Here is a 13,194-nt window from a genome sequence, read left to right as displayed (position 1 = left end):
GATCTTGATAAACGAATTTTTTAAAGAAACCGTTTGGGAAGAAGCTTGGAAGGAAGATCAGCAGACAGCGGTTAACAAAATGAAAAAAGCCGGAATGGATAAAGTACACCATTTTGACCTTAGAGCAAAGTCATTCAATGAGCAAGCGTTTAACGAAGAAGGGAGGAAAAGGACAAAACGGATTATGAAATGGCTGGAAGGGCAGGGGGCGACATTTAAAGATACCTCTATTTTAGATATTGGAGCAGCCTCGGGCGGATTTACAGTGCCATTTGCAGAGAGAGGGGCCGAAGTTACCGCCGTGGAGCCTAGTCTTCCTTTAGTCGAGCTGATGAAAGAAAATATAACAGGAATAACAAACGGGAAGGTTAAGATTGTAGCTGAGCCTTTCGAAGACATAGATATCCAAGCAAAGGGATGGGGAAATGCTTTTGATTTTGTATTTGTCTCCATGTGCCCGGCTATTGCTGATTGGGAGAGCGTAAAGAAGGTGCTGAGCTGCGCACGGCAGTTTTGCTATATCAGTCTGTCAGCCGGCTCTCGGGAGCACAGTCTTCTGAATGAGATTTGGCCGCTGGTTTCAGATCAGCCCCTTAAAAATGAACATTCGGAGATGGCCTATTTGCTCCATTTATTGTTTCTAAAAGGTTATACCTATGAATCACTCGTAACCCGGGAAATGAAAACGAGGGAGGTATCCAGGGAAACGGCGCTCAATGAGGTTATGGACTGGTTGAGAATGTTTGGTTTGCCTGCGGACGATCGCAACCGGAAAATCACCGCCGCTTATTTGGAACGGACTTATCCAAACGACAAGGTGGAAATCCGACAGGGCGGCCGTTTTGGAAAAGTTCTGATCCGATTACAGAATCAGAACATGTACATGAATTCATGACGACACAGCAATTATAGATATTAAAGATCTATGGAGGTTCTTAAATACATGAAAAAACAACTTCTCGATGTAGCGATTATTGGCGGAGGTCCAGCAGGGTTGAATGCCGCCCTTGTTCTTGGGCGCGCAAGGAAAAATGTTGCAGTGATCGATGCGGGCCGGCCACGCAACGCCGTTACTCGCAAAGCTCACGGATTTCTTACCCGTGACGGAATAAGCCCAAGTGAATTTCGGCAAATTGCAAAGGAACAGATCAGTGCATATCCCTCCGTGTCTTTTATAGCGGATAAAGCTGTGTCGATTACAAAAACCGGCGGTCATTTTCAAATGACAACTGCGCAAGGAAACACTTTTGCAAGCAAGAAAGTGCTGTTTGCCGTCGGAATGAAGGATCAGCCGCTAGATATTCCAGGGCTGGCAGAGGTTTATGGGAAGAGCGCCTTCGTCTGCCCGTACTGTGATGGCTGGGAATTAAGGGATAAGCCTCTAGTGATCATTACCAAGGGGGACGAGGCCATGCACTTCGCTTCTCTCATATCAGGATGGACGAACCGTTTTACGATTTGCACGAACGGCCCCCATCAACTGACGGACGAGCAGTGCGAGGAGCTCAGCCGGCATCGCGTCCCTGTATTCGAAGCGCCGATTCGATGCATCGACTCAGACGACGGGATCGTGCAACAAGTCGTTCTCGAAGACGGGACGACAATTCCATGTAAGGGAATCTTTTTTAAAACGGAACTTGTGACAGGATCGGATTTACCGCGAGCCATAGGATGTGACATCACAGAATCGGGAACGGTCGTCGTTGATAACTTTGGGAAAACGAATATACCGGGCATCTATAGTGCAGGCGATGCAGCTACGAAATTGCATCAAGCCGTTGTCGCCGCCTCGATGGGTGCTATGGCCGCCGCGGCCATAAACAATGAACTGAATTTGGAGGCTTGGGAGCAAAACGGATGAAAACTTTCTGATACTCAAATGTCCAAAATTAAAAGAGCCATACTTTAGGTCAGAAGAAAATAGGGGTGTATGTTGACATATGTAGAGGTGAAATGCCTGGTAGCTGTTTTTTTATTCGTCATTTGATAAACCGTTCTGTGAACAATAAACTAAAGTTATCGATTAACAGTTCGTTGAAAAACTTGGTGTCATATGTTCAAAAAAACCCTAATTTAATGGGGTTTTTTTATACAAGGAAGTAAACATAGATCCATTTTATGCGTTGTAAACACTAGTCAAATAAGTATTTTATCATTTAATGGATCCACTCTTATGTTCTCTTTACAGAAAGTAAAAGTGGATCCATTATTATTTGGGAAAGTAAAACTGGATCCATTCTGAACGACTGATGCACTATTACTGAGATATTATGAATATTCATAGAAGGTTATTGTAGAACCTTGTCGAAATTTTATAGAAAAATCTTGTTAAAAGAGGTGTGCACATATATTCACCCATTAACATTAAAAGAAGCAGCAAGTTTGGAAATAATTATTGGGAATCATATATCTGAAATTGTTAGCGATCTCAAGAAAGCCAAGGAGTAGATATGATTCACTGAAGATAGGATGTAATAGTTTCACAGTTTTGAAAAGCGCTTATAGCGCAATGTATGTATTTCACATTCGCCACTTTTATTAATTAAGGGGGAATAAGAAAATGAAAACTTATGACGCATTTCCAGAACCAATTGGCGGCTATACTGTCGGTCGAACCCAGATGGATTTTGAGTACACGGCATCAGATCACTCAAAAAGAGAACTGACGGCGTTTGTGTACTATCCGTCCGACAGTAGCGAAGGTAAGACTACATCAACGTACATGTTTCCTGAAGTCTACGAGATGTTTAATGAGCAGCCACTTGTCACTGCGTTGAAGGATGTTTTCTCTATAGATATCAAGACCCAGTGTTACGACGACCTTGCTCTCTCCGGGAAGGAAAAGCGCTATCCGGTATTATTCTATGTTTGCGGCGGGGGCGGTTCTCCAGAATGGGGTACAGTGATCTGTACAGACTTGGCAAGCATGGGATATGTTGTGGTAAGCATCGGCCATCAGAATAGCACGATGTATAAGCGTAAAGATGGGCGCCTGTTTAATGTATCAAAGGATTTTTCGGATGTCATTATGGCGTTTTCTGAAGATCCGGAGATGCTGGCGTTGGCTGGTAAGATGGAGATGCGGCCTGACGATGAAACTGCCATTGAGATGTGCCATAACGTGCTTACACTGCCGATACTTGCCAAGTTAACAGAGTATAGTGAGTTACAGGCAGAAGATGTAAGGTATGTAGCCGATTATCTTTACAAACTGGACTCTGGAGAACTGAATTCCATCTTTAAGGGCAGATTGTTGCTTGACATCGGCATGGGCATAGTCGGACATTCTTATGGAGGGCCTACGACGGCGATTGTTTGCCGGGACGACGACCGGTTCGCCTGCGGGATTGGCTTGGATAGCGGTGCGTTCGGCCTTCTCGACAGCGACCTTAAGAAACCCTTCTTGCTACTGTTTTGTGAACCTAACTATAACATGAATGCGATAATTGGCGCTAACAATAGCATGGAAACCTATTATTTCTCTGTTGATCGTGTTGCGCATTTAGATTACTGCGACATCGTGTTTACCAGTGTTAGTGTTAATGAGGAACTCAGAGGTGAACGGGATGCTATGGAGATGCGAAATCTTGTTACAGACTATACGAAGAACTTTTTTGATCATTACATACTGCTGAAGGCTGCAAGTGTGGAAAGTCTGGCATACGATGGCGTGGACTTGATCAAGAAGACCAGCAACAAGTGACATAACCGAGAGGTTGCTGATAAACGCATGTCAAAGAGTTAGCCGTACAGACACAAAGCCGATAACCCTATTACGCGGTTATCGGCTCTCTCATATTTCAGGCATTGTTTTCTATTCTTTTGTACAAAGATGATCACAAAAAGAGATCAATTTTTATAAGTTAAAGGAGAAGGAGTTTGAGAAGAATGGGTTATGTCAAAGAACCGTCGTACAGGAGGAACATTGTATAATCCTAACCTTCATTTCTTTCTAGTTTACATAATATATATTCTCGGAAGTTAAGGATCGAAAAGAAATTCTGTCTCAATCTCAAAGTATACTCAAGTTAGTGAGACAGAATAAAAAAATTTATCGGTAAACTGAATATACGGCAATTTCTTTTCCCCATTTATGTATCGTTTTTTCTAAAGTCATGCCGATTCGTTCGGCTACTTTTCTGGACGGCAGATTTTTCGCATCAGGTAAAGATACGATTTTTTTCAGATGAAATGACTCAAATCCATATTGTTTACATGCTGATGCTGCTTCGGTTGCATAGCCGTTTTTCCAGACGCTCCGTTTAAACAAATAGCCGATTTCCATTTCGTCCGATCCTTCGACTTCCTGTGGCACGATGCCGCATTGGCCGAGAAATTCGCCTGTTTGTTTATGTTCGGCAACCCACAGGCCGGTTCCGTGTTTTTCATAGTTTTCAAGCGTCCAGTCGATCCATTGCAATGTCTGTTTTTCATTCTTTGTCGATGGATAATATTCCATGGCTGTCGGGTCAGAAAAGATTTCGAGCAGGTTTTCGGCGTCATCGCGCCTCATTTTTCGCAAAATCAGTCGGTCTGTCTTCATGATCGTGTCTTTCATGGTTCTTCTCCCCCTTATTTTATTGATTATGGAGACGTTAATTCCTGATAAACCGTTTCCAATTCTTCCATCGTCAGATCTCCGTATGCGCATTTAATAACGGCATCTGCGAATTCATCATAGTCGTCATCTGTTGAAAAGCCTTGCTGGAGCGTTTTGGCGTAAAGCTCGATTTGTTCTTTTCTCTTTTCAATGTCTTCCTCTTTGCCTGCGTAATCCGATCCATTGATCGTGTCGTAGTGTTCCTTGACGAGCATCATGTATTGCTGCAATGTTTCATTCATACATCCATCTCCTTTCATATTTACAAAAATATTCTTCATTCCTTCCATTATAATATATACGAAAACGGACACCAAATCCGGTGTCCGTTAAAGTGCCGTTATTTAGGTTCAGTACCCCAAATCAGCTTTCCGTTCTCATACAACGTGATTTTTTTCGTATTTTTAAACGTGTTTGAACCTGAAGAAAATGAATAGTCGCCGCTTTGGGCATAATTGCTCCAGTCGTCATTGTGAAGTCGGATCTGGATTTCGCCTGTACTTGCACCCGGCGCTAATGTACCGTTTTTAAATCCTACTTCAAGATACGTGTCTGCTCCGTTTACCGCTTTTTTTAATTGGACGAATTTGTGCGTGATTTTGCTGCAGCCGATTTGGGCATAGTCGCAGTCATAATTTTGTCCTTTGTGATTCGTTTTATACCAGTAGCGGACAGTGATTCGATTTAAAGACACGGTTTTTTTGCTGTTGTTTTTAATGTTAAGCTGAGGGCGGATTTGGTTGCCGTTTACATTGTTGTCCCCCGCTCTGTATTGTACTGCTATCGTGTTGGCTGCAGCGCCGCTGTCTTGACCTGGTTTATCCTGATCCTTTTTTTGGTCTTTTTGATCTGACCCTTTCGAATCCGATCCAGTGTCTCCTGACGAACCGTTTGATCCGCTGCGGATGTTTTCCCTGACGAATTTACCTGATGGGGACAAGTCGGATTGCGACCATCCTCCCTTTTTAGAGGCGCCGGGGTTTAAAGCTGCTGATGACTCTTGTTTGTCGGACAAGTTCCAGTTTACCCAGCTGATTTTTTTGCTGTCTAAATATTTCAGCCACTCCCTGGATTGGTCGAGGTAGACCCCGCCGTTTCCGGAAGCATCGCTCGTTCCCCATTCTGTGACGAAAATCGGCGCTCCTTTGCTTAGTGCATAATCGGCTTTATCCCGCAAAGACTGACCGTGCGTACCCGCATAAAAATGGAGCGCGTACATGACATTGCCGTCTTTCAGCTGATTGTCCGCCGCATCGTTGACATCCTGGCTCCAAGTGCCTGTTCCGACAATCACAATATTGTTCGGGGAATTTTTGCGGATCACGGACAGAATGTCTTCAGCGTAAGGTTTAATGTCACGGTTCCAGTTGACATCGCCGTTCGGCTCGTTGGCAATTTCAAAAATGACGTTTGGCGTCTTGCCGTAAAGCCTCGACATTTCGTTGAAAAACTCTTTAGCTTTCGCTTTGTTTTGGTTTGGATTGCCATCGCTCAGTATGTGCCAGTCGATGATCACATAGATTCCGAGTTCTTTTGCCGCTTCGACGGCTTCCTTCACTTTGTTTTTAACTGACGGATTGTCAATATAGCCGCCTTCAGCAGTATACATAGCCGCGCGGAAAACATTGATGCCCCAGTCGTCTCTCAGCCATTTTAACGAGTCTTTGTTGACATAATCGCCATACCACTGCAGACCGTGGGAACTGATTCCTTTCAGCTGAACCGCTTTTCCGTTTTGATTGACGAGCTGCGTACCTTTCAAGGTGAGCTGCCCGTTTACAGCAACGGGTGTTTGAGAAGCGGCAGACGCTTTAGGTGCGATGATACCGCTGATGCCGAGTGCCGCTACCATGAAACAGGCGATGAAGACAGAAATGGAACGTTTCATATATGACATTCTTTTTCCTCCAATGATGTTATTTTCCAAAAATACTTTCTGGCAGACATTTTTCACCCCTTTCTTGGCTTGTAGCACGAACTGATTGTAAAAAAACTATTCATTGATTGTCTATCAACCATATTTCTTGTTTTTTTCCGTTTTGAAAATCTATCTATTTCCTCTTTTCGTATGAAATGGAAGGCCTGAATGCTACTGATGAAAAGCTAAAGAAAGTATAGCCGGGGACTTTGCGCATCCTTTTTCTTTCAATTCGAAATTTTAAAAACTTGATTCACTTCAACATAACGTCTCCTCTCACCATTAAATGCGGCAGCCGGGAAAAAACCGCTGCAAAAAGTTCATAAAACCGACACGTTCTTTCTGCTGTTTGTGTCACTTTATTGACAAAAAAATAAAACCATCCGCTAGGAATGGTTTATTTCTTTAAATCGGAGAAAAAGCTGACAAGTTTTGTTGCGACACCGACAAACGTTTCAAGAATCGCCTGCCCCCCTGCGACCGATAAAATCAAAATCAACGGGAATATCGTTTTTGGGACAATCAGATACCCGACAGCAATGATCAAAGCGCACCATATCCCTGCGCACCAATAGCAATTCAGCAAATAGCCGAAGTTTGATTTCGGCACTTTTTTCGTTTCTACATGCCCTTGTTCATCAACCGTCTGCTTTTTCTTCATGAACGGTTTCCGGATAAACTCCGTGATCTTGTCAAAAACAATCAAATGAGTTAACCGGTAACTGGCGAGAATCAGCATCGTAAATGTAAGCCAGGATAAATGCTCCATTGCGGGCCTCCAACATGAAAAGTTATCTATAGCTATTTCCCGATTTCTTCTGAGTTATTGCTTTTTCTGTCATTTTTTCCGAATGTGATGTAGATCACGATTTTCCATCGGTGAACCCGTTACATTTAACCCATAGCATAAAAAACACTTCAGGAGGTTTTACAAATGGAAGCAGGATTTGATCAAAACACAAAAACAGGTGATATTGTTACGCGTTTTCCAAGAGCCAGCCGGCTGCTGAAAGAATATCGCATCGACTTTTGCTGCGGGGGCAACCGCCCGATCGGTGAAGCGATAAAAGAACAGGATTTAAATGAAGAAGAAATCTTAGCAAGAATCAATACATTATATCAAGAGACAAAGGCATTGAACGCAAAAGAGACGAACTGGAGTGAAGCCCCGTATTCACAGCTGATCGACCATGTGATTCATACGCACCATGCTTACCTGTATGAGGTGCTTCCTGAACTGTCAGGCTTTGTCACAAAAGTCTACAGGGTTCACGGCATCCATCATCCGGAACTCGCCCAGGTCCATCAATTGTTCCATCAGCTGAAAACTGAACTGGAACATCACCTCTTCCAGGAAGAGGAACTCATTTTCCCGAAAGTGACGGCCTATGAAGAGACGCGATCAATGGACAGCCTTGCAGAAGCGGTTCAGGCGATCGACGTCCTTGAACAAGAGCATGAAGCCGCAGGCAGCATTCTAAAGGAACTGAGAAAAGTGACCAATGACTATACCCTTCCTGAAGGGGCATGCACAACATATACACTGACTTACTTAAAGCTTGATGAATTAGAAACGGATCTTTTTCAGCACATTCACCTGGAAAACAATATTTTGTTCCCGCGGCTTGAAGCGGAAGCCAATCAATAAAACAAAAAGACAGAGGATTTCACTTCCTCTGTCTTTTTGTTTATCTATTCATCTGAAGCAATGTCTTTAACTGGCAGCGCTTCTCCTTCCTGATGCGTCGGTTTGCGGAGATGGAATAATGCTCTGATGCTGAATATGACCAAAATCACGATTCCAGCTAAAAAGATCGTATCCGGCACGGCCCTCCAAGTCAGCAGCGTTTGCACCGTATCCTGCTGTAAAAACTCAGGCGCTCTTGAGCTCCAGTACCCGTCTTCAAACGCTTTTTTCAATTGAAGAAAACCGACCGGCAGCAAATTGATAAACACCATTCCGAACAGGCCGATGTTCAGCGACCAGCAGGCTATTTTCAGCCATTTATCATTCCATGCTTCTTTTTTGGCGATATTGCGCAGCGTATACAGCCAGACGGCAATGGCAAACATGCCGTACACGCCCATCATCGCCCCGTGCCCGTGGGCAGGTGTCAGGAACTGGCCGTGCTCAAAATAGCTGACAGCAGGCAGATTGATCAAAAAGCCCAATACCCCTGCACCGACCAGATTCCAGATCGCCGTTGAAATCAAGAACCAGAACGTTGCTTTATACGGGAAGTGATGGCCGCCGTCTTTCATCATCTTGTATTGTTCATAAGCTTCCAATACAAGCAGGGTAAGCGGGATGACTTCCAGACATGAGAAGACGGAACCGAGGCCGATCCAAACTTCGGAAGACCCGTTGTAATAGTAATGGTGCCCAATTCCGATGACACCGCTCCCCAGCAGAATCGTCAGTTGAAAATAGAGCGTTCTGACGGTCGATTTTTTCGTGACCAGGTTCATTTGCACGAGCAAAAAGCCGATGACCACGACGGCAAAGACTTCAAAAATCCCTTCCACCCAAAGATGGATAATCCACCACCGCCAAAAATCCGACATTGTAATATTTGTGCCGGGATTAAAGAAAAAGGCAGCACCGTAAAACAGCGGAATGGCGATCGAAGAATAAAACAGCAGATGAATCAAACCGCCTTTATCAGACTCCCGCTTGAGACCGCTCTTAATGCCTCTGAAGACGATAAACAGCCATATCAGCATGCCGAGCGCGAGAATGACCTGCCAGAAGCGGCCGAGTTCAATATATTCCATTCCTTGGTGGCCGAATAAGAACCAGTTGTTACCTAAAAGGCCTTTTGCTCCGAGCCATTCGCCGGCCATGCTTCCGCCGACAAGGACGATCAGCGCCCAAAACAGAATGTCGACAAGCAGCCCCTGCCTTTTCGGCTCGCGGCCTCCGACAAGCGGCGCCGCATAAATGCCCATGCCGAGCCATGAAGTCGCAATCCAGAAGATCGCCAGCTGGAGGTGAAATCCCTTAGATATGCTGAATGGCAACAGCTCCCTGATCCAATCGATCCCAAAAAAGCTGTCCGGCTCAATATAATAGTGGGCAAGCAAAGCTCCGAACATGGCCTGAACAAAAAACAGCAGCGAGACAACGGCGAAATATTTTCCGGTTTTAACCTGTGACGCCGTAAGCGGCTGTTTATCCAAATCAAATACCGGAAACGCCCCTTTCTGGTAAGCCTCTTTCATTCCAAGCTTGTAACGGTAAAACACGAATAAAATAATGCCGACAAATAAAATAAGGATGGTGACGCTTGCACCGCTCCACCAAACGGCGGCAAATGACATCGTGTTTCCGGCATCTTCATCATACGGCCAGTTGTTCGTGTACGTAATGTCGTCGCCAGGCCTTAATGTACTGGAAAGCCATGCCGTCCAAAAGATAAAATCGGAGATCTGCGTGATTTGGTCTTCGCTGTCTACCCACGCTCTGTCGTGTTCAGGCATGTGGCTTTCTTTAATTAAACCAGGCTCAAGCCCCCAGCCGTCTCCTTTTGTAAAGACTTTGCGGTAATGATCGCGCACTTGCTGCAATCCATAGACCTGAGCATCTGTCAGCTTCAATGTATCTGACGCGCGATTATAACGGTTTTTTCTCATTTCGCGGATGACTTGATTCCGGATGGTGGACTGCTGTTCATCTGAAAGTTGTTTAAAGCGCTTGCCGTATTTTCCTTCCGCCTTAAAATCCTGCATCCCTTCCGTATAGATTTTCAGAGCTTCGGCCGTGTAATCAGGCCCCATGTAAGATCCGTGCCCCAAAATCGTGCCATAGTCCATCAGCGCGTATTTTTGAAATACGGCCTGACCGCCCGAAATGGACGATTTTGTCATGAGCACCTCTCCGTTTGGCCCGGACACTTCAACAGGTCTTGGTGCAAGTCCTTTGAAGATCCAATAGCCTCCCAGAAGCAGCACCGAAAAACTTACGATTAAAGTAAAGACGAGAACAGATTTCAAAAAACCGTTTTTTGATGCTTTTTTAACGGGCACTGTCTTTCTTTGAACTTCCATTGCGGTTCACTCCTTTTTTGATTTTGCATGTCCTAAGATACTGGATATGCAGCACACCGGTTGTGAACCAGATCACTTAAATGATGGCGGATTTGTGAACAAAATAAAAACAGGCTTTCCATCTGTTGTTCAATGGAAAGCCTTCATCTTATCTTTCAATTGCAGCCGTTCAGCCAGTCTGTATCATGTATGAAAATTCCGCTCCTGTCAGCTGTCAGCAGATTTTTCTTTTTCATTTCATTTAACGTGCGGTTAATCGTTTCCCTTGACGTTCCGACCATGTTCGCAAAATCCTGATTGGTAATGGGCAGGCTGATGTAGACCCCTTTTTCTTGAGGAATGCCGTGTTCTGCAGCGAGCTTCATTAATACATGTGTCAAGCGATGCTGGACATCTTTTGAGATAAAACCCTGGATCCGCTCTTGCAAATCGAGAATCTTTTTCCCCATGATTTGCATCACTTTTATCGTCATTTCCGGATATTTCATCAAAAGTTCATTAAAATCGGCGATGCGGATTACGATCAATTCGGTTTCCTGAACGGCTTCGGCTGTTGCCGGGTATGGGGAGCGGTCAAAAAAGCCGACATGGGGAAACATGTCCCCGCTTTGCAGAATCGAAATCACTTGCTCATTGCCGTCTTCATCGATTTTAAAGGCTTTAACAAGACCGGATTTAATAAAGAATACCGCTTCCCTCTCTTCCCCTTCCATAAAAACAAACATTCTCGGCTGATAGGTGCGCTTGACCGCGATTTGCTCGATTTGTTTGAACTCTTGATCATTCAGCCCGCTGAAAATCATAAATTGCTTCAGAAACTCCATTGGTCTTTCAATCCCTTCGGTTTTGCTAAAGGAGAGCGCGCTGTCACAGACGGCGCTCCAGCGCAAAGAGCTCTTCTTCAATCGCCGCTGCCTTCTCTTCCACGACTCTGCGGCTGTCCTTCAGCGCCTGATTATAAAAGTAAGGGCCCAGCTTTTCCTTTACGAATTCAAACATTTGAATCGCCGCGATGTCTCCAACCTCTTCTCCCCTTTCTTCAACATAAAAGCGTTTGATTTCCTCGATGATCGCTTGTTTTTCTTCTTGCGTCAGCTTTATAAACATAAAAGCGGCACTCCTTTTTTATTTTCATGATAAACGAAAAAGTCCGCAAATGAACCATTTATTTTTTACATCCGTTTACTATACGTCACTTACCGATATTAAACACGAATCAAGCGAATGACCGTGTGACGTAATTCACAATGTTTTAAAAAGACTTTTTGTAAGATAAACATGCTGATTGATTTATTCATTTTTCCCTTTGAAAGGAGCAAAATCGCAATGGTAAATCGTCAAAAAATACAATTACCGCTGCAGTCATTTAGTTTAGTCGCAGGATTTATGGTTTGGGTGTTGATTTCCTCTTTAATGCCCCACATTAAGCAGGACATCGCCCTGACAGACAGCGAGATATCCCTTGTCACGGCCATTCCGGTCATACTTGGCTCGCTTCTGAGGATTCCGCTGGGATACTACACGAACAGATTCGGTGCGAGAATCACGTTCATGATCAGCTTTTTGCTGCTTCTGTTCCCGATTTTTTGGATCAGCACAGCCGATTCGCTGTTCGACTTGATCCTTGGCGGATTCTTCCTCGGCATCGGCGGAGCGGTCTTTTCCATCGGGGTCACATCACTGCCGAAATACTACCCTAAAGAAAAACATGGGTTTGTCAATGGAATCTACGGCGCCGGGAACGTCGGTACAGCGATTACCACGTTTGCAGCTCCTGTCGTGGCAAAGACAGCCGGGTGGGAAAATACGGTGCGGATGTACATCGTGTTAGTCGCGGTATTCGCTTTATTGAACTTTATCCTTGGAGATCGAAAAGAAACAAAAGTTACGGTTTCTGTAACAGAGCAAATGAAGGCAGTCTACCGAAATCAGACATTGTGGTTTTTAAGCTTGTTTTACTTCATTACATTCGGATCTTTCGTCGCGTTTACGATTTATCTTCCGAACTTTCTTGTTAATCACTTCGGGCTTGATCCCGTCGATTCAGGGCTTAGAACCGCCGGATTTATCGCTGTCGCCACTTTTCTGAGGCCTGTCGGCGGCTGGCTCGCGGACAAATTCAACCCGCTGAAGCTGTTGATGTATGTATTTGCCGGCTGTACCTTGTCAGGGATTTTATTGGCCTTTTCGCCCAGCCTCGGACTTTACGGATTTGGGGTATTGACCGTTGCCGTGTGCGCCGGTCTTGGAAACGGGATCATCTTTAAGCTCGTGCCGCTTTATTTTTCAAATCAGGCCGGCATCGTCAATGGGATTGTATCAGCGATGGGCGGCTTGGGAGGATTCTTCCCGCCACTCATCCTGTCAAGCGTTTTTCAGGCAACCGGCCATTATGCGATCGGATTCATGGCGCTGTCAGAAGCGGCCCTTGCCAGCTTTGTGATCGTGGTCTGGATGTATTTTCAGGAAGTGAACAAAGCATCGTCCAAAACGAAGACGAACCATTTATAAACCTTTCCTGCAAAAGGAGCCTTGAGCCGATGTGCTCAGGCTCTTTTTTGGGACTTTATTCATAAGTTCACAATATTGTTTATATTTAAAAGGTCACTCAGCCTTATTTAACGTTAAA

At 44.6% G+C, this 13,194-nt stretch carries 12 protein-coding genes; 5 read left to right on the top strand and 7 right to left on the bottom strand.

The features are described 5' to 3' along the window. Nucleotides 1-4: 4 nt before the first annotated feature. The 3 genes from MHI30_RS10255 (at nt 5) to MHI30_RS10245 (ending at nt 3,703) form a co-directional block, all read left to right on the top strand. The gene (locus tag MHI30_RS10255) at nt 5-895 is read left to right on the top strand and encodes a class I SAM-dependent methyltransferase (protein ID WP_075754623.1); all 891 of its coding nucleotides are present in this window, start codon (nt 5-7) and stop codon (nt 893-895) included. A 48-nt stretch (nt 896-943) separates the two neighbouring features. Further along, nucleotides 944-1,861, top strand: a complete 918-nt coding sequence (locus MHI30_RS10250) for an NAD(P)/FAD-dependent oxidoreductase (protein WP_075754621.1) — start codon at nt 944-946, stop codon at nt 1,859-1,861. A gap of 699 nt (nt 1,862-2,560) precedes the next feature. Next, nucleotides 2,561-3,703: a choline esterase gene (locus MHI30_RS10245; RefSeq protein ID WP_075754619.1), complete on the top strand. Its 1,143-nt coding sequence runs from the start codon at nt 2,561-2,563 to the stop codon at nt 3,701-3,703. 348 nt (nt 3,704-4,051) lie between these two features. Here MHI30_RS10245 and MHI30_RS10240 read toward each other — a convergent pair whose 3' ends face one another. The 4 genes from MHI30_RS10240 to MHI30_RS10225 all read right to left on the bottom strand — a co-directional run bounded on the left by MHI30_RS10240 (nt 4,052) and on the right by MHI30_RS10225 (nt 7,287). Next, nucleotides 4,052-4,558 carry a GNAT family N-acetyltransferase gene (locus MHI30_RS10240; RefSeq protein ID WP_075754617.1) on the bottom strand — a complete coding sequence of 169 codons (507 nt, stop codon included), beginning with the start codon at nt 4,556-4,558 and terminating at the stop codon, nt 4,052-4,054. Between the two features lie 26 nt (nt 4,559-4,584). Further along, nucleotides 4,585-4,842, bottom strand: coding sequence for a YnfE family protein (locus MHI30_RS10235; RefSeq protein ID WP_075754615.1), 258 nt, complete (start codon nt 4,840-4,842; stop codon nt 4,585-4,587). A 98-nt stretch (nt 4,843-4,940) separates the two neighbouring features. Next, on the bottom strand, nt 4,941-6,488 hold the full coding sequence (locus MHI30_RS10230; RefSeq protein WP_075754720.1) for a cellulase family glycosylhydrolase: 1,548 nt from the start codon (nt 6,486-6,488) through the stop codon (nt 4,941-4,943). Between the two features lie 427 nt (nt 6,489-6,915). Beyond that, nucleotides 6,916-7,287 carry a DUF1360 domain-containing protein gene (locus tag MHI30_RS10225; protein ID WP_020451642.1) on the bottom strand — a complete coding sequence of 124 codons (372 nt, stop codon included), beginning with the start codon at nt 7,285-7,287 and terminating at the stop codon, nt 6,916-6,918. A 165-nt stretch (nt 7,288-7,452) separates the two neighbouring features. On the opposite strand from MHI30_RS10225, the gene ric reads away from it, so the two are divergent. After that, nucleotides 7,453-8,166: an iron-sulfur cluster repair di-iron protein gene (ric, locus tag MHI30_RS10220; protein WP_065643182.1), complete on the top strand. Its 714-nt coding sequence runs from the start codon at nt 7,453-7,455 to the stop codon at nt 8,164-8,166. 44 nt (nt 8,167-8,210) lie between these two features. Here ric and MHI30_RS10215 read toward each other — a convergent pair whose 3' ends face one another. The 3 genes from MHI30_RS10215 to MHI30_RS10205 form a co-directional block, all read right to left on the bottom strand. Next, nucleotides 8,211-10,565 (bottom strand): nitric-oxide reductase large subunit, encoded by a 2,355-nt coding sequence (locus MHI30_RS10215; protein WP_075754613.1) that lies wholly within the window; start codon nt 10,563-10,565, stop codon nt 8,211-8,213. A gap of 155 nt (nt 10,566-10,720) precedes the next feature. Further along, nucleotides 10,721-11,470 (bottom strand): Crp/Fnr family transcriptional regulator, encoded by a 750-nt coding sequence (locus MHI30_RS10210; RefSeq protein WP_237562724.1) that lies wholly within the window; start codon nt 11,468-11,470, stop codon nt 10,721-10,723. Continuing rightward, complete coding sequence (locus tag MHI30_RS10205; protein WP_020451638.1) at nt 11,433-11,672, bottom strand: DUF2164 domain-containing protein; 240 nt, start codon at nt 11,670-11,672, stop codon at nt 11,433-11,435. The genes MHI30_RS10210 and MHI30_RS10205 overlap by 38 nt, the downstream gene beginning before the upstream one ends. A gap of 219 nt (nt 11,673-11,891) precedes the next feature. Here MHI30_RS10205 and MHI30_RS10200 point away from each other — a divergent pair, with 219 nt between their 5' ends. Then, nucleotides 11,892-13,076: a nitrate/nitrite transporter gene (locus tag MHI30_RS10200; RefSeq protein ID WP_075754609.1), complete on the top strand. Its 1,185-nt coding sequence runs from the start codon at nt 11,892-11,894 to the stop codon at nt 13,074-13,076. Nucleotides 13,077-13,194 lie beyond the last annotated feature (118 nt).

Origin of the sequence: Bacillus sp. FSL L8-0528 (assembly GCF_038593085.1) — a bacterium.
Taxonomy (GTDB): domain Bacteria; phylum Bacillota; class Bacilli; order Bacillales; family Bacillaceae; genus Bacillus; species Bacillus paralicheniformis.
This window is presented reverse-complemented; position numbering and strand designations above follow the sequence as displayed.